18 protein-coding genes and 2 tRNA genes are annotated in these 22,565 nt (G+C 55.7%); 10 read left to right on the top strand and 10 right to left on the bottom strand.

Annotated elements, in window-relative coordinates; genetic code table 11:
* Window positions 1–138 precede the first annotated feature (138 nt).
* On the bottom strand, window positions 139–1,047 hold the full coding sequence (locus ACQZ5F_RS09245; protein ID WP_225339383.1) for an MBL fold metallo-hydrolase: 909 nt from the start codon (window positions 1,045–1,047) through the stop codon (window positions 139–141).
* A 202-nt stretch (window positions 1,048–1,249) separates the two neighbouring features.
* On the opposite strand from ACQZ5F_RS09245, the gene ACQZ5F_RS09240 reads away from it, so the two are divergent.
* The 3 genes from ACQZ5F_RS09240 to ACQZ5F_RS09230 all read left to right on the top strand — a co-directional run bounded on the left by ACQZ5F_RS09240 (window position 1,250) and on the right by ACQZ5F_RS09230 (window position 4,544).
* A tRNA-Gln gene (locus ACQZ5F_RS09240) sits at window positions 1,250–1,324 on the top strand.
* A gap of 155 nt (window positions 1,325–1,479) precedes the next feature.
* Window positions 1,480–3,423 carry a DUF6538 domain-containing protein gene (locus ACQZ5F_RS09235; RefSeq protein WP_225339382.1) on the top strand — a complete coding sequence of 648 codons (1,944 nt, stop codon included), beginning with the start codon at window positions 1,480–1,482 and terminating at the stop codon, window positions 3,421–3,423.
* Window positions 3,420–4,544 (top strand): hypothetical protein, encoded by a 1,125-nt coding sequence (locus ACQZ5F_RS09230; RefSeq protein ID WP_225339381.1) that lies wholly within the window; start codon window positions 3,420–3,422, stop codon window positions 4,542–4,544. Before ACQZ5F_RS09235 ends, ACQZ5F_RS09230 begins: the two co-directional genes overlap by 4 nt.
* A gap of 16 nt (window positions 4,545–4,560) precedes the next feature.
* On the opposite strand, the gene ACQZ5F_RS09225 is transcribed toward ACQZ5F_RS09230, so the two are convergent.
* Window positions 4,561–5,178, bottom strand: a complete 618-nt coding sequence (locus ACQZ5F_RS09225) for a recombinase family protein (RefSeq protein WP_225339380.1) — start codon at window positions 5,176–5,178, stop codon at window positions 4,561–4,563.
* A gap of 211 nt (window positions 5,179–5,389) precedes the next feature.
* Here ACQZ5F_RS09225 and ACQZ5F_RS09220 point away from each other — a divergent pair, with 211 nt between their 5' ends.
* The 3 genes from ACQZ5F_RS09220 to ACQZ5F_RS09210 all read left to right on the top strand — a co-directional run bounded on the left by ACQZ5F_RS09220 (window position 5,390) and on the right by ACQZ5F_RS09210 (window position 12,107).
* Window positions 5,390–9,919, top strand: a complete 4,530-nt coding sequence (locus ACQZ5F_RS09220; RefSeq protein ID WP_225339379.1) for an NACHT domain-containing protein — start codon at window positions 5,390–5,392, stop codon at window positions 9,917–9,919.
* 173 nt (window positions 9,920–10,092) lie between these two features.
* Entirely contained in the window at window positions 10,093–10,377 is a 285-nt protein-coding gene (locus ACQZ5F_RS09215; RefSeq protein ID WP_225339378.1) for a hypothetical protein, read from the top strand.
* A gap of 8 nt (window positions 10,378–10,385) precedes the next feature.
* Window positions 10,386–12,107, top strand: a complete 1,722-nt coding sequence (locus ACQZ5F_RS09210; RefSeq protein WP_225339377.1) for a relaxase/mobilization nuclease domain-containing protein — start codon at window positions 10,386–10,388, stop codon at window positions 12,105–12,107.
* Window positions 12,108–12,274: 167 nt separating this feature from the next.
* Here the strand turns inward: ACQZ5F_RS09210 and ACQZ5F_RS09205 are convergent, their stop codons facing one another.
* The 4 genes from ACQZ5F_RS09205 to ACQZ5F_RS09190 all read right to left on the bottom strand — a co-directional run bounded on the left by ACQZ5F_RS09205 (window position 12,275) and on the right by ACQZ5F_RS09190 (window position 15,706).
* On the bottom strand, window positions 12,275–12,586 hold the full coding sequence (locus tag ACQZ5F_RS09205; RefSeq protein ID WP_225339376.1) for a type II toxin-antitoxin system RelE/ParE family toxin: 312 nt from the start codon (window positions 12,584–12,586) through the stop codon (window positions 12,275–12,277).
* Window positions 12,576–12,857 (bottom strand): type II toxin-antitoxin system ParD family antitoxin, encoded by a 282-nt coding sequence (locus ACQZ5F_RS09200; protein WP_052817449.1) that lies wholly within the window; start codon window positions 12,855–12,857, stop codon window positions 12,576–12,578. Before ACQZ5F_RS09200 ends, ACQZ5F_RS09205 begins: the two co-directional genes overlap by 11 nt.
* A 289-nt stretch (window positions 12,858–13,146) precedes the next feature.
* Window positions 13,147–14,895, bottom strand: coding sequence for a malate dehydrogenase (quinone) (mqo, locus tag ACQZ5F_RS09195; protein WP_225339375.1), 1,749 nt, complete (start codon window positions 14,893–14,895; stop codon window positions 13,147–13,149).
* A 388-nt stretch (window positions 14,896–15,283) separates the two neighbouring features.
* Window positions 15,284–15,706, bottom strand: coding sequence for a hypothetical protein (locus ACQZ5F_RS09190; RefSeq protein ID WP_046798543.1), 423 nt, complete (start codon window positions 15,704–15,706; stop codon window positions 15,284–15,286).
* A gap of 264 nt (window positions 15,707–15,970) precedes the next feature.
* On the opposite strand from ACQZ5F_RS09190, the gene ACQZ5F_RS09185 reads away from it, so the two are divergent.
* Window positions 15,971–16,047 (top strand) — tRNA-Pro (locus ACQZ5F_RS09185).
* A 319-nt stretch (window positions 16,048–16,366) separates the two neighbouring features.
* Here the strand turns inward: ACQZ5F_RS09185 and ACQZ5F_RS09180 are convergent.
* Window positions 16,367–16,588: a hypothetical protein gene (locus tag ACQZ5F_RS09180; RefSeq protein ID WP_080842219.1), complete on the bottom strand. Its 222-nt coding sequence runs from the start codon at window positions 16,586–16,588 to the stop codon at window positions 16,367–16,369.
* A 180-nt stretch (window positions 16,589–16,768) separates the two neighbouring features.
* Here ACQZ5F_RS09180 and ACQZ5F_RS09175 point away from each other — a divergent pair, with 180 nt between their 5' ends.
* The gene (locus ACQZ5F_RS09175; RefSeq protein WP_225339374.1) at window positions 16,769–16,981 is read left to right on the top strand and encodes a hypothetical protein; all 213 of its coding nucleotides are present in this window, start codon (window positions 16,769–16,771) and stop codon (window positions 16,979–16,981) included.
* A gap of 81 nt (window positions 16,982–17,062) precedes the next feature.
* Here the strand turns inward: ACQZ5F_RS09175 and cysN are convergent, their stop codons facing one another.
* Genes cysN through ACQZ5F_RS09160 form a run of 3 tightly spaced genes read right to left on the bottom strand, consistent with a single transcriptional unit; the run spans window position 17,063 to window position 20,308 of the window.
* A complete protein-coding gene (cysN, locus tag ACQZ5F_RS09170) occupies window positions 17,063–18,544 on the bottom strand; it encodes a sulfate adenylyltransferase subunit CysN (RefSeq protein WP_225339373.1) in 1,482 nt (493 codons plus the stop codon).
* On the bottom strand, window positions 18,544–19,497 hold the full coding sequence (gene cysD, locus ACQZ5F_RS09165) for a sulfate adenylyltransferase subunit CysD (RefSeq protein ID WP_225339372.1): 954 nt from the start codon (window positions 19,495–19,497) through the stop codon (window positions 18,544–18,546). The genes cysN and cysD overlap by 1 nt, the downstream gene beginning before the upstream one ends.
* Before the next feature lie 28 nt (window positions 19,498–19,525).
* On the bottom strand, window positions 19,526–20,308 hold the full coding sequence (locus ACQZ5F_RS09160; RefSeq protein WP_225339371.1) for a phosphoadenylyl-sulfate reductase: 783 nt from the start codon (window positions 20,306–20,308) through the stop codon (window positions 19,526–19,528).
* A 204-nt stretch (window positions 20,309–20,512) separates the two neighbouring features.
* Between ACQZ5F_RS09160 and ACQZ5F_RS09155 the strand changes: the two genes are divergently transcribed.
* Window positions 20,513–20,953, top strand: coding sequence for an RrF2 family transcriptional regulator (locus tag ACQZ5F_RS09155; RefSeq protein ID WP_003520468.1), 441 nt, complete (start codon window positions 20,513–20,515; stop codon window positions 20,951–20,953).
* Between the two features lie 459 nt (window positions 20,954–21,412).
* Window positions 21,413–22,438 carry a sulfate ABC transporter substrate-binding protein gene (locus tag ACQZ5F_RS09150; protein ID WP_046798547.1) on the top strand — a complete coding sequence of 342 codons (1,026 nt, stop codon included), beginning with the start codon at window positions 21,413–21,415 and terminating at the stop codon, window positions 22,436–22,438.
* Window positions 22,439–22,565: the final 127 nt, after the last annotated feature.

The following is a 22,565-nucleotide window of genomic DNA, read 5'->3' as shown; positions in this document are numbered from 1 at the left end:
CCTTGCCCCCTCATCCCGCTGCCGCGACCTTCTCCCCCTCGGGGAGAAGAAACAAGCGTCAGTCGCTCGCTCCATCAACAGGACAGCGGTGACTCGGGCGATAGCAAGATTTGCAAATCGCGCGCTTCAAAACCCCCACTACGCCGGAAAATACTCACCCGAGAGCGAAGGCGCACCGTCCGTCCGCACTTCGCCCTTTTCGATCAGGTCCTCGATATGCGCCAGCACGGAAAGCGCGGCTGCCCCATGCAGGCGCTTGTCGGTGCTGGCATAAATCACCTTCACCATATCGGCGATAAACCGGTCGCCGTCGCGGATGCGTTTCAGAACCGCCTTTTCCCGCATGCGGCGGTGGGCGCGAAGTCCGCGCATGAAGGCGGCGGGATCGGTGACCGGGCCGCCATGGCCGGGCAGGAACAGCCGGTCGTCGCGGGTGAGCAGCCGCTCCAGCGAGGCCATGTAATCGCTCATTGCCCCGTCCGGCGGCGCGACGATGGTGGTGGCCCAGGCCATGACGTGATCGGCGGAAAAGACGATGCCGCTGCCATCGAGCGCGAAGGCGGCGTGATTGGCGGTGTGGCCCGGCGTATGCAGCGCGGTAAGCGTCCAGCCGTCGCCGGAAAGGTTCTGCCCGTCGCCAAGTGCGATATCCGGCGCAAAAGCCGTATCGGAACTTTCGGCAAAGGGGTTGGTCTCGCCCACATGCAGCGGCCGGGCGGCCCGGTGCGGGCCTTCCGCCACCGTCAGCGCCCCGGTTGCCTCCTTCAGCCGCCGGGCAAGCGGCGAGTGATCGCGATGGGTATGGCTGACGAAGATATGCGTCACCTCGCGGCCATCAAGCGCCGCCATCAGCGCCCGAAAATGCGCCTCATCCTCCGGACCGGGATCGATGACGGCGACGGAACGGTCGCCGACGATATAGGAATTGGTGCCATGGAAGGTGAAGGCGGAAGGGTTGTTGACGGTGAGGCGCTGGATCAGCGGGGCGACAGCAACCGCCTCGCCATAGGCCGGCTTAAAATCGAGATCGAATGCCGGGTCCGCCATCGAGACCTCCTGAAAAATGCCATGCCAGCTTGAGCCGCAGCCTCAACCGCGCCATCGCCAAGCCCTAACATGCCATCTCTGGCACGGCATCCAAAAAGCTTGAATTTTGTGAAAAAATAAGTCGCCGGGTCATTGCCGGGCCGGGCAGGCTTTGATAATCAGGCGCGGTTCAGGCAGCGGCGTTTCGCCTTCGCTGCCCTGTTGGGGCGTCGCCAAGCGGTAAGGCACCGGTTTTTGGTACCGGCATTCCCAGGTTCGAATCCTGGCGCCCCAGCCAAGTTCTTCTGTTTTTCTCAAAAGCGTCGGTTTTCAAGGCTTCCAGCACAGCTGGGAATCTAAAAATCGCGATTGTCATACAGGAATGTCATATTCCATTGTCTGACACGGCGAGGATTTGGGACACCTGCTTACCCTCCAAAACAGGGTTTTCGCATGGCAGTGGCTCAGAATGTTTTCAAGCGTGGTTCGGTTTACTGGTGGCGTCGGCGTTTACCAGATGGAACAAGTTCGCGTGCTTTGGTGCTGGTTGAAGTCAGTCTCCGCACGAAACATGTGGAGCAGGCGAAATTCTCAGCTGCTCGGTTGACCCTGATCAGCGAGCAACTGTTTCGGGAGCTGCGGGCAATGATGATCAAACCGGATGATGTTAAGCGAATACTTATAGAGGTCGCCAAAACATGCACTACGGTTCTCGACAGCCATTCGGCGCTGGAACTCTCTCACGAAGACAATTTTGAAAAGTTGCGTATGCGCGACGTGGCTGAGGGTTGGGTTGCCCGTATTTTGAGTTCTCAGGGGCGACACGCCGCTGTTGGACATTCCGAAACTCAACACATGCGAGCCGCTGGGCTGGACGAAACTGCTATCAAGTCCGTGAGCGATATGTTGGATACCTATCGGCTCCTTGGTCTTGATATAGCGCCACGTCCGGTCATCAACGCGCTGATGCAGAAATTTGAAATTCCTGAAAGTGAGAGGAATTTCGACCAGGTCCAACAGATATACTTTCGTGGAATTGCGGCTGCCCACCTGCACAATGCCCAGAGGCGTGTCGGTATCCGGCAGGACGATGACGCTTTGCTCCAGGCTGCACTGCTGACTGACAGCCTTCCCGAGAGTTCAAGGGTGCAACCGATACATAAAGCGTCGCTCGGCGTGAGGGATGACGGCGACTTTGATCTCGACGATGAGATTGATGTCGAAGATGACACAGATGACAACACCCGGGGGCTTATCGAGATTGTGGAACGGGCGGCCGCCCAAAATGTGAAGTCCGGTGACTGGGGAGACAAAACAGCCAAACAGCACATCGCCCTAGCGAAGATTTTTGTTCGTTATGTCGGGCATGACAATCCGGCAAAGATGAAGCAATCGCATATCTCCGACTTCAAAATAATGCTGTCCGAAATGCCGAAAAACTATGGCAAATCGCCGCAGGACCACGTTCTACCACTTGTTGATATTCTGGCGCGAGCCAAGGAAATGCCGCCCGAGCAGGTCGGCTTGTCGCAGAGCACGTTGAACCGACATATGACTCAACTCGGGAACATCGCAGCTATCTGCAAACATGCCGGATTTCCTTTCGGCAATTTCGAGGGAGTTTCCGGCCTGAGGTCCAAAAAGAAAGGTAGCGGTCGAGGGGAGCGGGCTCGTTTCTCTACAGATGAACTACGGCTGCTTTTTAATCTGTCGATCTGGAATGGATGTGAAAGCGAGGATGCCAGGTTGTCGCCGGGCGAAGTAACATTCCATGACGCGAGCTACTGGGTCCCGATGCTGGCGCTCTATCACGGCCCGCGTCGCGAGGAATATTGCGGTTTGCTGATTTCAGAGGTGGAGCCGGAAGCAGAAATTCCCGCTATCCGCATCGAACCAAACTTTGTTCGAGGCCTAAAAAATCCGGAGTCTAAACGCCGTATCCCCATTCACCCGGAACTAATTCGATTGGGTTTTCTGGAGTACGTCGCTGCGCTTCAAGGTATCGGGCATGTTCTACTTTTCCCGGAACTCAAAGCAGCAGCCGCATCAACGCCCATGGGGGACGTGTTCGACCAGTCTTGGCAGGACATGCGGATCACCGCCATTCCCTCATCCAAAGACGACGGCAAGGTCCTGCATTCTTTTCGCCATTGGTGCAACAACGAAATGAAACAGGCTGGAGTAGCTGCGGAAATCAGGAAGGATATTCTTGGTCATACCAATGCTGACACCAATGAAGGTAGATACTCGGATGCCGCGCGGCTCCGTTTGATGGCTGAAGCCTTGGCCCAGCTGCCGCAACCGACTGCGCACGTGACTCCCTTTCCCATCCGTTTGATCAAACGCGTTGAAAAGCATCTTGCGCCACCCACAAAGGCAAGGAAAGTGGCATCGTGACAGATGTTCGATCCCCTTTCGCTAACGCGATGGCACTTGCCAAACGCCTTGTTTCAATAGGAATAAATCCCTTTCAGTCGGACGCTGAGCGCTACGTCGTCTTGTTGGATGGCGGCGGTGGAGAAATCCTCGACTGGGGAAAGCCTCTGCGCGGCACCCGCTTTTTTGAGCCAAATGCCATTCGCAAGGATCGGCCAATGGTCGCCGATTTCGTGGCATTCGCAAAGCGATATGGGCTCAAGGACTGTGTTTACTGGGGCGTCGGGCTGACGGGGGCCAAGGCCGATCCTAAGAACCTGGATGCAGCACTGAAAAGCTTCAACGAAAAGATAAATGTCGAATTTAGCGAGCTTCGAAAAAGCGGGAAGTTCGAAGTGCTTCTCCTGGCCATCCATCCACGTTATGATGAGTTCTCAGGGCTTTTCGATTTGCATGCACATTTCGTTGCCAGGGTTCCCCCAGAACATAGGGAAGCAGTCAAGCTACGACTGCGGATAAAGTTCAGTAAGACGGATTTCCCTGATCGTTCAATCCGTAACGCCGGTGCGGTGGCAACTTACATGCTTTGGGGAATCTTCCGAAACGACATCATGGTGCAGTGGCCGGACAACGCGCTACGAGCCGCCTGGAAGCTCACACAGAGCCGATTTCATTTCGTAAGGACCGGTGGCTCATTTCGGCAATGGAGAGCTTCCACAGTGCCTGTGAAGGACAAGGCAGGGTCTTTGGTCGATGATGCTCGAAAGCGTAGCAATCGGGCGGAAACGGCTGATACGCGACAACAGATCATAAATGGCGACCGGCTGCTTTCAAAGATCATGATAAAAATCCGTGGCGTCCGGATTTCAGCACTACTTTTTGAAACTATGCCGCCTGAGCAAGCCCCCTCTGTCAAGGCGGAGGTAAGCCCCGTGCGGGAGTATTCTTCAGCGACTAGTATCGCAACTCAGGAGTCGCCCGTTTACGTGGAGGAACTGATTACTTCCCAGTGTTTGCGTGGCCCCACCGCCATTTGGAACCGCTTCAGGGTGGCGATGGAGTCCGTCACGGCATCGATCTCGGCATGTAACAAAAAAATCCACGGAATCGGGCAACGAATTATCAGGCGGCTTCTGAGTTGATGTTGCAGAAGCCCGATTAGGAGATTCCCAGAACCTTCATTCCGTCTGGCCGCAACTGCCCACCGGGGGACACGTGGCGATACAAGGTTTGGCGAGAGATTTTCAGCTCTTGGCAAAGATCGGCCACTATGGTTTCCGGCTTACCCATGGACGCTTGAGCAAGGCGGACTTTCGCTGCCGTCATCGTCGCCTTTCTTCCGCCAACACGTCCCCGAGCACGAGCAGATTGCAGCCCGGCCATTGTTCTTTCTCGGATCAGCTCCCTTTCGAATTCGGCAAGTGAGGCAAATATTCCGAAAAGCAACTTGCCTTGAGGTGAACTCGTGTCCACGGGAGTATCACCTGACAGCACCTTGAAATGAACGCCCCTCTTTGAGAGGTCGTCAACGGTGGAAACCAGATGCCGCAAATTGCGTCCTAGCCGATCCAGTTTCCACACGATCAGCGTGTCACCCGTGCGGAGCGCCTTCAGACACGCTTCCAATCCGGCACGGTCATCTTTCTTGCCGGAAGCGTGGTCCGCGTAGATATGTTTGTCGTTCACCCCGGCCCTGATCAGAGCATCTTTCTGGAGGTCGAGGACTTGGCTACCATCCGATTTGGAAACACGGCAATAACCTATAAATTCACCCATGCTGGAAATCCTTGTCACGAAAACGGTCGTTTATATGACAATGATGAATCGTGATCCTATCGGCGACAATCGTGTCACGTAAAGCGTCACTTTTTCAATGCTCCAAATATGTGCTGAACATGTTCATTGTGACACGCAGCCGTAGACATCGTTGTCCGGCCGTGAATTATGCTTGGTTGCTGTTTCGTCATCAAACTACCATAGCGGGCCAATGCTGGAATTTTCAAAAATCAATGCCTTCGATGGTGGACAACGAGCCTCATTCGAAGAACTGCTTTGCCAATTGGCGCAACGTGAGAAATTTCCAAACGGCTCTTGTTACCGCCGAGTAGAGGGCGCAGGCGGGGACGGTGGTGTCGAGGCCTATTGGACGCTGCCCAGTGGAAAAAAAGTCGGTTACCAGGCCAAGTTTTTCCTTCGTGCTGGCGATATCGACTGGGCACAGATCGATAAATCTGTATTTCAGGCAATTGCCACTCATCCCGAGCTTGAAACATATGTGGTTGGTTTGCCATGCGATCTTACAGACAAGCGAGGCAAGACCAAACCGGGTAGCAAGTCGGGGTGGGAGCACTGGGAAAAGCATAAGAAGGACTGGGAGAAGGCAGCGCTTGCAAATGGCCTCTCCCAGATTGATTTCGTTGCATGGCCCAAAAATGAAATTACTTCGAGGTTGATTGCGAAAGGTGCGGAGGGACTCCGAGAATTCTTTTTTGGGGATGTCGAGCTTTCTCAGAAATGGTTTCAGAACCAGCTCGTTCAAGCGGTCGCTGCTCTTGATGAAAGATATCATCCCGAAGATCACGTTAACATCCGCCTGCAGACATTGTTTTCGACGATAACCAGAAGCAGTGCATCAAGGGATAAACTTTCAGCGGCGTTGAAGGCAGTCTGCCAATGCACGTTACCCGCCGCAGAAATAGCTTCTCTGTCGGCTCAGCCAGACGCAATCATCATCGAAAACCTGCAGAAAGTTCAGGTAGAACTAAACTCAATATTCCATGATTTCGATCTTGCTCCCGCGCAGCGCTGGGATGTTGAGAACTGGATCAACAAATTAACCGCCTTAGAGGAGGCAACGGCGACACTCAACTCATGGTGCTGGTCGCAATCCCGTAATCTGAAAGACAATTCTAAGGACGAAACTGTTCTGCGTCGTTGCATTGACGAACTCGCGAAGCTTTCATCCTTAACAACCGATTTTGGCGACATCATCCGTTCGCCTTACATGGTTGCCGAAAATCAGAGATTTGCCATTGTCCGAGGTGCTGCTGGGGCGGGAAAGAGCCATCTATTTGCACAGTGCAGCGCTGATGCGCTCCAGGCGGGGCAACCAGCATTGCTGTTTCTTGGGCAGAGATTTAATGACACAGAGCTTTGGACTCAGATTGCAGGCCAACTTGGCTTGCCAGGAAAGACGCCGGAGCAGATACTTGGTGCCCTGGATGCTGCAGGCACCGCATCTGGGGTGCGATGCCTGATTTCTATTGATGCCATTAACGAAGGCGTTGGTAGTAGATACTGGAAAAATCACATCGCCCCTTTTATCCAGATGCTCCAAAGTTATGTTGGCGTCTGCTGTGTCGTGTCTTGCCGAACCGAGTATTTTGACTCCGCTGTGCCCGATGGAACTGCATCAAAGTATCGAATATTTGACGTTCGGGGATTCGAGACTTCAGAAGAGCAATTAGCGGCTGCACGGGTCTATCTTGACAAACGCGGCATAGCTCGCCCCAGCACCCCCTGGTTGGCACCTGAATTCATCAATCCACTATTTTTACGTTCCGTCTGCGTTTCGTTGGAGAGAGATGGGAAATCAGAATTTCCTTCCGGCCTTACAGGGACGAAGAAAATACTGAAATATTACCTCGAAAGCATGGGACGGAATATTCAGTCAAACGAAGATTCTGCGGTATCGATTGTTCCCAAGCTTGGCCGTACAGCTCAAGAGATTGCGGCCAGTATGTTGGCGAATCGAGCTGATTTCCTAACTCTCGATAAATGTCGTGAAGCGATAGCGGTTCATTTCGGTGACATAACGCCACGCTCAGAAAGCGAATGGCTCTCTGTAATCCTCAGAAACGGGCTTCTTCGTAAAGACCCAAATCCGAACGCTTCAGAAGAGGTATTTGCGGACCCCGATGTTGTGCGGTTTAGCTTCCAGCGTTTTCAAGATTTCTTGATGGCCGAGAAGGTAGTTGAAAACGTCAGCGATCCCAGTGGAGTTTTTGATAAAGACCAAGCTCTAAGCTTTTGTATCAACGCCAAGTCACGTGTTGCCTGGCAATGGCGTGGCCTCCTTGATGCGCTCTCGACGGTCTTACCAGAGAAGTTCGGCAAAGAGTTGGTGGACTGCATGCCAGGAGCGGCTAAACAATGGTGGAACGACTGGGGAATTAGGGAGGGTTTCAAGGAAAGTGTTAAATGGCGGGAACGTTCTGCGTTCTCTGACCGAAGCTTAGAATTGCTGAATGCGCTCGGCCGTTCTGATGTGTTGGACATCCTGATACAGATTGCCGTCTCAGTCGATCATCCATGGAATGCTGAGCTGTTGCATCGAAACTTAGAAAAAAGAAAGCTTCCGCATCGAGATGCCAGCTGGACTAATTGGGTAAATGATCAAGATTCTGATCCCGATTCGAATGTGGGAATATTGATTGAGTGGTGCCTCACTGGGCAGGCACCGAATACGAATCCCAAAAACCAGTTTTTGGCAGCGCTTTCGCTCTGCTGGATTTTTTCGACCACGAACAGACGAGTTCGTGACAAGGCAACCAAAGCTCTATTGAACCTCTTACTCGTTGAGGGGAGCATATTCGTTGAAATGCTGGCAAGGTTTGCGACGGTAGATGACCCTTATGTCCTGGAAAGAATACTTGCTGCAGGGTATGGTGCATGCTGCCGCAAGCCAGAACCGGAAAAATTGCATTCGTATGCGCAGGCTGTTTACAGCCATCTCTTCGAAAATCGTGTGCCGCCATATGGAATTTTGCTGCGTGACTACGCGCAGGGCATAATTGAGTTAGCGGAATTTCATTCTGCTTTGCCAGTTGGAGTGGATACTCAAGCTTGCAAACCCCCATACAAGTCTCCGAAACCGCGCCTGTCTGTCAGTGAGGAGCAGCTAAAGATTGTCGCCCAAAAAGCAGGAGATGAAAGTATCGCATCGTCTTCAACGTCATCGATGGCCGATTTCGCGCAGTACCAGATCGGCTCACGGACCCACGACTTTCTGACGCTTCCTTTGCATAAAGAACGCCCACTTACTGCGACGCAAAAACTGAAAATTTTCGAAAAGGAAGTGGTGACTTCGAATTCCGAACGTATGGTTGCATTCGAGCAGCTGAAAAATACAGCGAATCCATACTGGTATGGGCTTTATTCAATCGAATGGGACCGAAAACCATCGAGACCGAGCAAAGCGGAAGTCAAGCGTTGGGAGAATGACCTGGATGCCGCCAGGCTCAAATTTTTGGGACTTTTGTCGAGCGAGGAAATCAAGCGTTACGAGATTGAAGCTGTGCCCGGTTTGTATCCCGCAAAAAAAGAGACGAAGCCAGCGAAAAAGTTTAATCAGGCGTCACTTCGCAGGTGGGTGGCAAAACGAGCGTATGATTTCGGATGGACGAAGGCGCGTTTTCCGAATGATAGGTCTGGTAGAGGAGACTATTCTCGCGAACGGCCTATGATAGAGCGCATCGGCAAGAAATATCAGTGGCTAGCTCTTGATGAGTTGCTGTGCAGGTTAGCAGATAACTACTGGTTGGATACGGGCTTTGATGATCCTCCTTTCGCTTATCGACGCGCAACCGATATCGACTTCAGACGTGACATCGATGCGACAATAACTGAGGATGGCGAACGACAGTTAAAGTCTGACGTAACGGCCGATCAGTGGTTTTTTAATCCGATTATTAAATTACCATCCGTCGAGGAGGAAACCCTTACCAAGTGGCCGTTTGAGCGTGACCCAGGCTCGGAGCTTGGAAGGATGCCGGTTCGCACAGACGAAACGGGTAAGCGTTGGTTGGTAGTCTATGAGGACCAATCGCAGAGCGAAAAATATTCTCAGGACCGGCGAGGAGAGCACGGCTTGAGGCTGCAGGAATTCCGCTTCCTCTCTGCAGTCAAAGTCAAGCTTACCGATGCAAGAACCGTAGCCAAGGCCTTCGAAAAGAAGCAGCAGATCGATATCCAGCATTGGTCCATCCCCGAGATGACCGACAGCGCGTTTTTGTATGAAGCTCCGTGGTGTTCAACGTGGCCGCAAGATGGATGGCGGTATGATAACTGGCAAATACCGACAGGCATTCCTTATGCCCCCCTCACAGCACGGTATCATTGGGAGAGTCATTTGGATGCCTCCCTGCCAAACGGCTACTCAGCGTATATTCCCGCGCCCTGGCTTGCCCGCGAATTGAGCCTTCAGCCGGACTTCACGGAACTTGGCGCGTGGAAGGATATCGACGAAAAAATAGCATTTCGGCAGTTTTTCGGTGATGATGGCAGTGTTGTAGCCCTGTTGTCCGAAGATCATTTGTTGAGAACCATGGGTGAGGACTGCACATTTTTGACGGTTATGATTGCCGAAAGAAATTCCTGGCCAGGGGGGAGCAACCACAGTGCAGCCTGGCGACGATCAGAGGGCGTGTGCTGGAGGGATGGACGCGGCATCAACAAGCTTTTGTGGAAGAGGGATACGCGCAACGAGACATCGGACCTGACGGGAGCCGACGCCTAGCAATACCCAAAATCATTTAGTCATTGCGGCCGACAGAAATCTCCCGAACACTTCATCATGTGGTCACTTAATTTCGAGTGACCTTCGGTTGCCAGCCATGCCTTCGTGGACACGAAGGCAGCAGGCCAGGGGGCTTTGCCCCCGTGGACCCCCGAAGGATGAGGCTGTGTTTCATGAAAGACGCGTTTATAAAAATCCGAATCTCTGATGCCGATAAATCCCGGCTCGTAAAGTTTGCTGGTCAGTCAGGCAAATCGGCTTCGGAAATCCTGCGTTCTGCTCTCAATGAGACGATGCGTGGCCAGATAGCTGGCGATAAGCGCCGCAATGATATCGCGGCCCTGCGTCGTTCAACAAATTTAATGCTCGAAGCCTTTGCCGAGAAGCCAATCGACGTCCCAAAACTGAAGGAAATTGCCGCCCAGGTCCGGCAGAATGCATTCAGAGTGCTGACATGATATGCGCCATGATTATCAAAGCCATCAGATTTAGGACGAGGTCGAGTGTCAACCGGTTGATCAGCCATCTCAAGAATGGCATCGACAACGACGCTGTTACGTTTCTCACCGGCACCGCCGCCGATATCAGCGACATGCATACCGATGCATTGGCGAAACGGTCGACCTATTCCATACGCCATTGGATAGTCAGCCCCCATGAAGCGACCACCAGGGACCAGATGCGCGAGATTGTGACGATGCTCGCGGAAGAATTCGATTTTGATGCTTCACGCGCGGTAATCATCGAGCACCAGAAACCGCGTGCTACCTCAGACGCCCATTTTACTCACTGGCATGTGCTTGTCGGTGAGATTGACCCCGCTTCCGATAAGGTCCTGCGGTGTTCATTTGATCGCATCATCCACGAGCTTGTTGCGCGATGGTCTGAGTTTAAATTTGGGCACCGATTCGTGCAGGGAGTCCATACTAAATCCGTGATCGCTGGATTGCGTAAGCGCGGCGCTTCCGAAGTCGCCAAGGTTATTGAACGTGAACTTGGCGAAGGGGAGCCCCCGTCAAGGGAATCGTTCACCCATGCCCAACATCAGGCCAAGAAGCGGGCGGGAGCCGATCTCCCGGCTGTTAGACAGGCCTTGAAACAGGCCATGACGACCGCGACCACAGTAGCCGAACTGGAAGCCTCCTTGGCCGCTTCGTCACTGCTGATCGCGGCTGGAGACAAGCGCGACACGTGGATTGTGACTGACGAGCATGGAAAGTGCATCGGTTCCTTGGTGCGCTTGTCGGGGATGAAGAAAACAGAAATCGACAGAATAATGAGGGGAGCGAGCGATGAGCCAGCCAGCGACAAAAGAGACACTCGAACAAGCAATTCTAACCGAAGCGCGAGCTATTCGCAGCCTGCTGCAGCCGCCAAGCGACCAGCAAATACCCGGCCCCGAAGCCCTCATTCGGATACAGGTCAAAATCTTGGAAGCGCTGGAAAACGTGTCGAGCCAGATAGAGCGCTTGAATCAGAAATTGGATTGCCTCAAGCCGTCGCCCTGAGCCCCGTAGCCTGGTTTGCAGGACTTGAGAGGAGCAAGGATAAGCTATCTTTGCTTCTTGGTAGGGCCAACATGCTCGCCATGTCATCAGAGGAACGGATCGCAGCCAACCTTTGGGAGATGGAGGAACAGGCGAGATTTGATTTCAATCGGACGATTCCCGTCTTTGCATATTCTGAAAAGACCACCCGGCTGCGGACTGAAGTCGCAGCTATAGAAAAAAGCGTTGCCGAAAAATGGAACACGCTCTTCGTCGCTGAGCAACGACTTGGTAAGGCCAGACGACCCAAGTGGTGGCACTACTTACTAGGAATTGCGTTTGTCCTGGAACGCCAACAACGGCAGTTAGGATCAGCGGTTAAGCAGGCATCCGATGAACTGAGGAATTGCAACTCCGATCTGGAGGCGGTGAAATCGAAGCTGGTTCGCCAGGAGGTTCACGACAAGGAGCAGCAATCCGCTCTTGTTCAGGATATTGCCAAAAGAAAAGAAGCTGCTGGTCCAGTCCTTAACCAATTGGCTGCAGCAAACGAGATCATCCGTCAGCATCAGCCGATGGCATTGTGTGGCCTCGATTTCATTCTCGCCCAAGCTCGTGATCGGGTCCGTGATAAGCAGCGGATTGAGGAGAAGAAGGTCGAGAATGACTTAGACAATCGTCGCTTCGGATATGGACCATAATCCTTACACCGATGGCCATCGGCGGCAATAAAATGTCTTGCGTTGTTGCCACAACTGTCTGTACGATTGTCATACTAGGTAAGCAGGTTTCGCAAGGCTTCTCAATGGCTTGAGAAAGCGGAAAAACCTAGCTGGGGCTCCTGGCGCCCCAGCCATCTCTTCCAAAGTCAGAACAACGTGCGCAGGTCCCGGCGACCATCGATCACGCGAACGATTTCCACGGAACATATTTCGCCGCCATCGGTATCCGGCACGGTTTCGTAGAGAATGACATAAGGCGCTTCGACGAGCATACGGGCAGACGGAAAAATTTCCGGGTGGCGCTCGCCAAGGTGAGGATGGGCGACCAGGCGCTCCGCTTTGGCGCGGAAACGAGCGAAATATCGTTCTGCGGCAAGGGGCTGTGATTTGCCAATGTCGATATAGATTTTCTTCACATCGCTGCGTGCGCGGGGCGTCCAGACAAGCTTAGTGGTCACGATTTTTCAACGAGGCCAGTTCTGCACGCGCCTCATTGAGCGCCTCGTCAAAATCCACTTCGGTTGAATTGCCACTGGCTTTGCCCTCGGCCCACAATGCGCGCAGCTTGGCGATGTCGCCGCGTCGCTGAACCCATTTTGCCGACCAGTCTCGCATCGCTTCACGGATGACTTCGCTGCTGCTGGCATAAGCGCCGCTCTCCACAGCGTCACGCAAGATTTCGGCGTGCTGGGGCGTCATCGAGACGCTGATCTTTTCAACGTTGGCCATGGTAATCTCCATCATCTGGTAGGAATTATTACCACCGAGTATGTTTGGGGGCCAGATATTTCGGTGGCGGTATATCCGATGATGGTCGGCTTGCTATGCTATAACGTTAAGCGCGAAAACCTGTCCTCCGCTCTCCTCGGGCTTGGCCCGAGGTCCACGATCCGTTGAAGTTAATAGATCCTCGTGTCAAGCCCGAGGAGGACGTCGAGTGCGGAGGAAGGCGCGCATCAACAAAAAACGCCGCGCATCCAGAGACACGCGGCGTTCAATCCTAAATCGCAGCCAAGCCTTAAAGCGCGATATCCGGCACCTTCTTCACCGGTGCACCCGCAGGTGCCGCACCGGCACCCTTCAGCGCCTCAAGGTCGATCTGCGGCGGCGTCGGCAGCTGCAGGTGTTCGGCGGTGTAGGCCCATTCCTGCTGTACCTTTTCCGGGTCGTCATTGAGCTTGGTGCCGTAGCTCGGCACGATCTGGCGGATCTTGGCCTGCCATTCCGGCGTCGCCACCTTGTCCTTGAAGACCTTTTCCAAGACGCTGAGCATGATCGGTGCTGCGGTGGAGGCGCCCGGCGAAGCGCCGAGCAGGCCGGCGATGCTGCCGTCCTGTGCGGAGACGACTTCGGTGCCGAGCCGCAGCACGCCGCCCTTTTCTTCGTCGCGCTTGATGATCTGCACGCGCTGGCCGGCCTGCCACAGGCGCCATTCGCCCTGCTTGGCATTGGGGAAATATTCCTTCAACGCGGCAAAACGGTCGTCAACTGACATCATCAGCTGGCCGGCGAGATATTCCACCAGCGGATATTCATCGATGCCCACACGCACCATCGGCCAGGCATTGCTTGTTGTGACGGAGGAGACGAGATCGAAATAGGAGCCTTCCTTCAGGAACTTGGTGGAGAAGGTGGCGAAAGGTCCAAACAGGATGACGCGCTTGCCGCCGAGCACACGCGTATCGAGATGCGGAACCGACATCGGCGGCGAGCCGACCGAGGCCTTGCCATAGGCCTTGGCCAGATGCTGCATCGTCACGTCGGGGTTCTCGTTGATGAGGAACGAACCGCCCACCGGGAAGCCGGCATAATCGTCCGCTTCCGGGATGCCGGACATCTGCAACAGATGTAGCGCGCCGCCGCCGGCGCCGATGAACACGAATTTCGCATCCACCACCTGTTCGGCATCGGTCTTGGTGTTGGCATAGGTCACGCGCCAGCTGCCATCGGCATTGCGCTGAATGTCGGAAACCTCGCTGTTGACCTGAAGGTCGAAATTCTGGTCGCCCTGCAGATGCGATACGAATTGCCGGGTGATTTCGCCGAATTCCATGTCGGTGCCGAGCGGCGACCAGGTCGCGCCGATCTTTTGGGAAGGATCGCGGCCTTCCATCATCAGCGGCACCCACTTTTTGATCTGCTCGGGGTCGCTGGAATATTCCATGCCGGCGAAAAGCGGGCTGGTTTTGAGCGCCTGATAGCGCTTTTCCAGATAGGCGACGTTTTCATCACCCCAGACGAAGCTCATATGCGGCGTGTGGTTGATGAAGGAGCGCGGGTTCTTCAAAACACCGTTCTTCACCTGCCAAGCCCAGAACTGCCGGGAAATCTGGAAGGATTCGTTGATGTTGATCGCCTGGGCGATCTTGATGTTGCCGTTGTCGTCTTCCGGCGTGTAGTTGAGTTCCGCCAGCGCGGAATGTCCGGTGCCGGCATTGTTCCAGCCGTTGGAGCTTTCAAGCGCCACGCCATCCAGCCGCTCCAGCATCTGCATCGACCAGGTGGGCTCGAGTTCGCGCAGCCATACACCGAGCGTCGCGCTCATGATGCCGCCGCCGATCAAAAGCACGTCGACCTTCTTGGCGGTCGTGCTGGCGAGAAGTGGAGAGGAGGGCAGCGCCGCTGCGGCAATCCCGGCAAGCGCGCCACCCAGAACCTGACGGCGGTTCATTGGAAGCGCGCCGGGGGGAAAGGCTTGGTAAAGGGAGGTATCCTGGGAAAGATCAGTGAGCTGGGATTTGTCTTGATCGATGGGAGTCACGGCCATACCTGATTCTTGTTTTGTGTTAAAAACACTCCTCCCGTCCGCCCCGTTATAGCAAAGCGCAAAGCGGCACAACCCGGACTTTTTCACTCCAGTTCAAGCGTTTTTGCAGCTGGCTTGTCGGGATATATGGTCGCAATAGCGCTTTTTCCGGTCTTGCGGATTGTCAGTTTTATGAATGCGAAGATCAGGCAGGGCTTTCAAACGGTTGAAAGTGCTCTGTGGGCTGAATATTGCGCAACGACCCACAATCCCGTGCTTGCATGGCGCAATGGAACGGGCCTTGTGATTTTAGGCGAAAGTTTTTTCAGGAAAATGACAATAATCCCGAAAAAGTGAAAAGGCCCACCGTTTCGGGCAGGCCTTGTTCGTCCGGTTTCCGGGGCGAATCTTAGTTCGCGGCGAGGAATTCCGCGCAGTAGCTGGGGCCGTTGACGCCGGGGCGGTCGGAGACCGTGCGCACCGAGGTGATCGTATAATTGCTGGAAACGACCAGCTGCACCGTGCAGGAGAGCGAGGCGGTGCGGGCGGGCGAAATCTGGCGACCCTTCTTGCCGTCCTTGCCTTCTTCGAACCTGGCCGGAATGGTGGCCTTCTTGTAACCGCCGCGCCAGTTATAGACGGTGGAGCTGCCGGATTCCGTGTCGCTCAGCGGTGGGCCGAATTTTGCGAAGAAAATGCCTGCCGACTGACCGACCCACCGTGTTTCAACGGGGCTCTTCTGGGTGAAGGAAGGGACGGAGGAGCCTTCCGATGTCGTGCAGGCGGAGAGCGCAATGGCGAGCCCTGCGAGCGTTATGCTGCGAAATAGCATGGTGAAATGTCCTTTGTGCCGTGTCCGGCATCCCGCCGGTCATTCCGTTCCCCTAGCAGATTTGGCGGCGGCGGGCAGGGGAGGTATGCGGCTTGACGAAAATTTCCTGCCACAATTGCTTTTTTGTAACGTTTTTCAGCCCTGCGCCCTTTGCCGCAAGCGGTTGGCGAGGCTGCCTCGCTGCAGGGAGAAAACTTGTCATAAAAAATGCAATATGCCGCTTGTCGAATGCTGGAGGCTGGTCTATAGAAGCGCCGCTGGTCACGGAGTGTAGCGCAGTCTGGTAGCGCACCACGTTCGGGACGTGGGGGTCGGAGGTTCGAATCCTCTCACTCCGACCAGCTAAAAGCCTCACATTCACGATGGCTTGCAACTGATCCCGATATTTCCTGAAAATCCCTGAATCTAAAGTCTCGTATCGAAACCGGACCGTTTAAAACCCTGGCCGGTTCGAATGCGGTCGCCGACTGCGCGGGTTCGACGCCCAGTTGTGCCGTCCATAGTCTCCACATTAGCGACTATAAGAGCAGTGAATTTCTCATTCTCGTCAGCGCGAGAATGAGAAAAGCAAACAACGGCCCCGCGCGCCGGACGTCCGTCAAACCATCCCATCACCAGTTCCAGAAATAATCGGCCTGATGTAGGTCCAGTCGGTCATTATCAGCGGTAGCGGTGGTCGCCACGCCAGTCGCGACGATCACGCCAATCCCTCCGGTCGCGCCAGTCGCGACGATCATAGTCGCGGTAGTGGCGATCGCGGTCATAGGAGCGGTAGTATACGCCTGTCGTATAGTATCCGCCGCTACGGTATCCCCGATCGTCAACACAGCCGCTCAGGATGCCGACCGAAACAAGACAGATCGCTGCAGTCAAAATTTTCATGATCTTAATCTCCCAATGACGGACCCCAACGTGCGCTGGAGTACGTAGTTCCATTGTTGAGAGAGTGACGTGTCGGCCATTAACCGGGCCTGAACGCGGTTCCACGGGTTTCCCTGCGAACAGGTCGTGGTTGCGCGATGGGTGACGGCGCAGGCTTCAGCGCCAATGTGGCGGGGTGCCATGGCGCTTGCCGTCTTCCCGGTTCCGCGTGCCTTCACGTGCTTATTGGCTGCGATGAAGCCATTGTCGGCTCAGCAGCAGGGAACGCAACCGCACTTCAGCCGTTATCCATTCACAATAACAATGGAGGATAATATGCTAAAGGGTATTGCACTGTGGGCTATGGGCGTTCCGGTTGTGGTGATCATTCTGCTTTATATGTTCGTGTTTTAAGCGGCGCCTCACAACCTGTGGCCCGCAACGAAAAAAGGCGACCGCACTACGGTCGCCTTTTTGTTTGTATCGGAAATTTTCTCAGTCCAGATCGCCGATCAGCCTTGAGGCGGTCGCCACATCGGTGCGGCGAATGTCGATCTCGTCGCGGTGTTTGGCCAGCAACTCGCTCGCCAGCAGCTTTTCGGCAAGATCGGCGGGCAGCGAGAGGATGACCCGGTCGCCCTTTTCCTCCGTCGCGCCAACGCTGCGTTTGCCGGCGATCATGCCGCCTGCAACCGTGTTGTTGGTGTCGGGGTCGATCAGGATGAAGGAGCCGGTTGCCCGGTTCTGTTCATAGGCATCGAAAATTGCCGTCTCGTCGAAGGAGAGCCGCACCTTGCCGATGGCGTTCATCGGCAGCGACGTCTCATGCGCCTGCCATTCGCCTTCCTTGAGGTTCAGTTGGCTGATCGGCTGCACGCTGACGCGCTGGCGGCGGCTGCCGCTTTTCAGCCAGTAGCGTTTTCCCGCCTCGATGCCGCCCGGCTGCAAGGCCACGATCTGTGCGTCGAAGGCAAGGCCGGTCTGCGGCTGCGCCTCGATGGAGACGATCATGTCGCCACGCGAGACATCCACCTGACGGTCAAGCACGAGGGTGACGGCATCACCCGCCACGGCGGCGTTACGTACCAGATCGAAGGTGACGATCTGCTTGACGTTCGCGACCATGCCGGAAGGCAGGACGACGACGCTGTCGCCCGGCTTCACCGAACCGCCGGCAACCGTGCCCTGATAACCACGGAAGCTCTCACCGGGACGCGAGACACGCTGCACCGGCAGGCGGAAGCCGCCGGACTGCGCGGAGCGCACGGTGGCAAGCTCCAGCGTCTCCACCAGCGTCGGGCCCTCATACCAGGGCATGGAGGCCTTGCCTGACAGAACGACGTTTTCACCCTTCAGCGCCGACATCGGAATGGCGGTAATCTGCTTGATGCCGAGATTGGAGGCGAACTCGCGGAATTCGTGGGCGATCAGTTCGAAACCGGCCTTGTCGTAATTCGTCAGGTCAATCTTGTTGATCGCCAGCACGAATTGCCGGATGCCCATCAGCGCCGCAATGGTGGCGTGGCGGCGGGTCTGTTCCAGAATGCCGGTGCGGGCATCGACCAGCAAAACGGCGAGGTCGGCCGTCGAAGCGCCGGTCGCCATGTTGCGGGTATATTGCTCATGGCCGGGCGTGTCGGCGACGATGAAGGCGCGCCGGTCGGTGGCGAAATAACGATAGGCGACATCGATGGTGATGCCCTGTTCGCGCTCCGCCTGAAGACCGTCGAGCAGCAACGCGAAATCGGGCAGGCCGAGATCGTTCTGCTTGCCGCTGTCGCGGTGCAGCGTGGCGGCCTGGTCTTCCTTGACGGCCTTGGTGTCCCAGAGAAGACGGCCGATCAGGGTCGATTTGCCGTCATCGACGCTGCCGCAGGTAATGAGGCGCAGCGGACGCGTGTCGCGTGTCGCCTTCGAATGTTCGGCGAACGGCAGGATGGTGGCGGAAGAGGGGGGATTGATGGCAGCGGCACTCATCAGAAATACCCCTCGCGCTTCTTCTTCTCCATGGAGCCGGACTGGTCGCGGTCAATCGCGCGGCCCTGCCGTTCGGAGACGGTGGCGATTTCGAGTTCGGCAATGACCTCCTGAAGCGTCGCCGCCTCGGACCGGATCGCGCCGGTCAGCGGGAAGCAGCCGAGCGTGCGGAAGCGGATCGAGCCGTGCTTGATCTCTTCGCCTGGCAACAGTTCCAGCCGCTCGTCTTCGGCAAGGATCATCATGCCATCACGCTCGATATAGGGGCGCTCGGCGGCGTAATAGAGCGGCACCAGCGGAATGTTTTCCGCTTCGATGTAACGCCAGATGTCGACTTCGGTCCAGTTGGAGAGCGGGAAGGCACGCACGCTTTCACCCTTGCGGACCATGCCGTTATAGATGTTCCACAGTTCCGGGCGCTGGTTGCGCGGGTCCCATTTGTGGTCGGGCGTGCGGAACGAATAGATGCGTTCCTTGGCGCGGCTCGCTTCCTCGTCACGACGGGCACCGCCGAAGGCCGCATCGAACTGGCCGGCGTCCAGCGCCTGACGCAGCGCTTCGGTCTTCATGATGTCGGTGTAAAGCGCCGATCCATGGGAGAAAGGCGTGACGTTTTCACTCGCACCGCGCGGGTTGGTGTAGGAAATCAGGTCGAGATCATATTCCTTGACGATATTGTCGCGGAACTCGATCATTTCCTTGAATTTCCAGCCGGTATTGACGTGCAGCAGCGGGAAAGGAATGCGCCCGGGGAAGAAGGCCTTGCGCGCCAGGTGCAGCAGCACGGACGAATCCTTGCCGATGGAATAAAGCATCACAGGGTTATCGAATTCGGCGGCGACTTCGCGGAAAATATGAATAGCTTCGTTTTCAAGCGCCTTCAGATGGGGATCGAGCGGCGGCTTGGATGCGACAGTATTCTTGCTGTCCGTCTCGTGGACTGCGTTGGACATTGTGAACTCCGGGAGATGTACTGAATGATTATCGTTGCGGGATGGTGGAAACGGCGGATGTCTGCTCCGCACCGGCGACGTGAAGACCGCATTCGCGCTTCTCGTCGTTTTCCCACCACCATCGTCCGGCGCGCTCAGGCTCGCCGGGCTTGATGGCGCGCGTACACGGCTCGCAGCCGATGGAGGGGTAACCGCGCTGATGCAACGGGTTGACGGGGATGTTTTCCTTGAGCACATGCGCGCGGATAAGGTCGATATCCCAGTCAGCCAAAGGATTGATCTTGATGAGATTACGCTCGGCGTCGAATTCGGCGAAAGGCGTCGTGGCGCGATTGCCCGACTGGCCGCGACGAAGGCCGGTGATCCAGAAGGCAGCACCATCAAGCGCCTTGCCGAGCGGGATCAGCTTTCTGACATGACAGCAGGCGTGACGGGCTTCGACACTCTCATAAAAACCGTTCAGGCCGTATTTTTCGGCATAGGCGTCGATATCGTCCTGTTCGGGCCGGAAGCGACGGATTTCAATGCCGAAGCGCTCTTCGGTTTCATCGATGAGATCGACGGTTTCCTTGAACAGCCGACCCGTCTCCAACGTTACGACATCGATCGGCAGGCGATGCGTGCCGATGGCGGCGGTGATGACCTGATCCTCGATGCCGAGGCTGGTGGTGAAAACCGCCCGCCCGCCGAGGCCGGCGATAAACGAAAGCCGACCCGCCAGATCGAGCCCGGCAAGCGTGGCGTCGAGGGAAGCGGTATCGGCTAAGGCATTTGCTGAATTGATCGTCATTGTCACGTCCGGGATTTCCATGGCCGATTATTGTTGAAATCCTTATCCGCGAACAGAAATGACAGTGCTTGTGCGCTGCACTTCAGAGCAAAAATGCCTCAGGCGTGCGGGGTATGAGCAAAAGATACCCGTTCACCTTCTTCGCAGCTTGGATTTGAATTGTGACAACTTCTGCGCTAAGCCGGAATTGCCGGGTTTCCGGGCTTGTGGTCTACTGGTTTTACGATGATTTCGCAGAAGGCAAAATATGCGCTGAGGGCGCTCCTTTCGCTGGCTAAGGCCGACGGTGCCTGTCCTGTGCAGATTTCCGACATTGCCCGCGAACAGGCCATCCCCAAAAAGTTCCTCGAACAGATCCTTCTTGAAATGAAGAAGGAACGCCTGGTCGAAAGCCGGCGCGGCAAGCAGGGCGGTTATCTCTTGGCGCGCCCGGCTGCGGATATCACCTTCGGCGAGGTACTGCGCCTCATCGACGGGCCGCTCGCCCCCTTGCCCTGCCTGTCGCAGACCGCCTATCGGCGCTGCGAGGATTGCGACGGCGAAAAGCAGTGCGAGATACGCCACGTCTTTGCCCGCGTGGCCGATGCGACGCGCAACATCCTTTTCAATACCACCATTGCCGATGCGGTTGCCGGTGTCGAAGTGCCCGAGCTTTTGACGGCCTGACACTCGTCTTTTTTCACGTTTCGCTGTCGAGAGTTTGCAACGAGGGCCCTCAACCCGTCCGTCATTCCGGCCTTGAGCCGGAATCCAGCCGACGCGCGTCTGCGCGGCGAAACGACTCCTTCAGCCCAAGGACTTGGGCTGGCTGGATTCCGGCTCAGGGCCGGAATGACGGATGAGGAGATTGTAATGGCCCCCTTGCCTCGTTCCTTCAAAACGAAAAAATCGTCTAAAACCCCATAATATTTTTCGCCATCGCGGCAAAAAATCGTCAAAAAAGTGAAACGGTTTTGCATTCAGCAAAGTTTTACACGACGCTTGTTGCGCCTTTCGCTTATGCTGCGCTGTATTTGTTGCCCGGGGAAACGCTCTTGGGAAACACTTTTTCGATCGTATTCAGCCTCATTGACCAACTCTACTCAACCGGTAGAGTTAAGCCATCGCAATCAGGAGGGAATACCGATGTCCAAGCTTCTGTCCGGTTTGAGCGTTGTCGCGCTTAGCCTTTCACTGGCACTTGGCGGCGCTGGCTCGGCCGCCGCGCAGACCAAGCTGCTCAACGTGTCCTATGATCCGACCCGTGAGCTCTACAAGGATTTCAACGAAGCCTTCGCCAAGAAGTGGAAGGCCGATACCGGTGAGGACGTCACGATCCAGCAGTCGCATGGCGGCTCCGGCAAGCAGGCGCGTTCCGTCATCGATGGTCTGGAAGCGGATGTGGTGACGCTGGCGCTGCAGAGCGATATCGATGCCATCGTCCAGAATTCCGGCAAGATCAACAAGGACTGGCGCACCCGCCTGCCGCACAACTCCTCGCCTTACACCTCTACAATCGTTTTCCTGGTGCGCAAGGGTAATCCCAAGGGCATCCATAATTGGGGCGATCTGGTGAAGGGCGATATCCAGATCGTTACGCCGAACCCCAAAACCTCGGGCGGCGCCCGCTGGAACTACCTTGCCGCCTGGGCCTGGGCCAATGAAGAGTTCAAGGGCGACCAGGACAAGATCAAGGCCTATGTCGGTGATCTCTACAAGCGCGCCCCGGTTCTCGATACCGGCGCCCGAGGCTCCACGGTCACCTTCGCGCAGCGCCAGATTGGCGACGTGCTGCTGGCCTGGGAAAACGAGGCCTATCTCGCCGGCCAGGAATTCGGCGCTGACGCCTTCGATATCGTCGTGCCGCCGATCTCAATCCTTGCCGAACCGCCGGTCGCGGTGGTCGATGCGAATGTCGACGCCAAGGGCACCCGCAAGGCGGCGGAAGCCTATCTGCAATATCTCTATTCCGATGAGGGTCAGAATATTGCGGCCAAGCACTTCTACCGCCCGTCCAACCCCGCCGTGGTCTCCAAGGATCTGCTGAAGCAGCTGCCCGATATCAAGCTCGTCACCATTGACGACCCGATCTTCGGTGGTTGGGCCAAGGCGCAGCCGGAACATTTCGGTGATGGCGGCATCTTCGACCAGATTTACAAGCCCGCAAAGTAAGCGGATGATGGGGTGAAACGCGATCACCCGTCCGCAGGGACAAGACAATAAGAACCTGATCGACCGGACGCCGTGCCGGTCGATACTTTATAATAAACGCCGGGGAACGCCGGCTCCCAGAGGGCAT

Source organism: Agrobacterium sp. 22-210-1 (genome assembly GCF_053522525.1).
This window is presented reverse-complemented; position numbering and strand designations above follow the sequence as displayed.

Excerpts from the sequence above, each read along its gene's own strand:
- cysD (WP_225339372.1), bottom strand. The coding sequence starts at position 19,497 with ATGTCCAACGCAGTCCACGAGACGGACAGCAAGAATACTGTCGCATCC.
- ACQZ5F_RS09200 (WP_052817449.1), bottom strand. The coding sequence starts at position 12,857 with ATGGCCAACGTTGAAAAGATCAGCGTCTCGATGACGCCCCAGCACGCC.
- ACQZ5F_RS09215 (WP_225339378.1), top strand. The coding sequence starts at position 10,093 with ATGAAAGACGCGTTTATAAAAATCCGAATCTCTGATGCCGATAAATCC.
- ACQZ5F_RS09245 (WP_225339383.1), bottom strand. The coding sequence starts at position 1,047 with ATGGCGGACCCGGCATTCGATCTCGATTTTAAGCCGGCCTATGGCGAG.
- ACQZ5F_RS09175 (WP_225339374.1), top strand. The coding sequence starts at position 16,769 with ATGGCGCTTGCCGTCTTCCCGGTTCCGCGTGCCTTCACGTGCTTATTG.
- ACQZ5F_RS09160 (WP_225339371.1), bottom strand. The coding sequence starts at position 20,308 with ATGGAAATCCCGGACGTGACAATGACGATCAATTCAGCAAATGCCTTA.
- ACQZ5F_RS09235 (WP_225339382.1), top strand. The coding sequence starts at position 1,480 with ATGGCAGTGGCTCAGAATGTTTTCAAGCGTGGTTCGGTTTACTGGTGG.
- ACQZ5F_RS09225 (WP_225339380.1), bottom strand. The coding sequence starts at position 5,178 with ATGGGTGAATTTATAGGTTATTGCCGTGTTTCCAAATCGGATGGTAGC.
- ACQZ5F_RS09180 (WP_080842219.1), bottom strand. The coding sequence starts at position 16,588 with ATGAAAATTTTGACTGCAGCGATCTGTCTTGTTTCGGTCGGCATCCTG.
- cysN (WP_225339373.1), bottom strand. The coding sequence starts at position 18,544 with ATGAGTGCCGCTGCCATCAATCCCCCCTCTTCCGCCACCATCCTGCCG.
- ACQZ5F_RS09190 (WP_046798543.1), bottom strand. The coding sequence starts at position 15,706 with ATGCTATTTCGCAGCATAACGCTCGCAGGGCTCGCCATTGCGCTCTCC.
- ACQZ5F_RS09220 (WP_225339379.1), top strand. The coding sequence starts at position 5,390 with ATGCTGGAATTTTCAAAAATCAATGCCTTCGATGGTGGACAACGAGCC.
- ACQZ5F_RS09210 (WP_225339377.1), top strand. The coding sequence starts at position 10,386 with ATGATTATCAAAGCCATCAGATTTAGGACGAGGTCGAGTGTCAACCGG.
- ACQZ5F_RS09155 (WP_003520468.1), top strand. The coding sequence starts at position 20,513 with ATGATTTCGCAGAAGGCAAAATATGCGCTGAGGGCGCTCCTTTCGCTG.
- mqo (WP_225339375.1), bottom strand. The coding sequence starts at position 14,895 with ATGGCCGTGACTCCCATCGATCAAGACAAATCCCAGCTCACTGATCTT.
- ACQZ5F_RS09150 (WP_046798547.1), top strand. The coding sequence starts at position 21,413 with ATGTCCAAGCTTCTGTCCGGTTTGAGCGTTGTCGCGCTTAGCCTTTCA.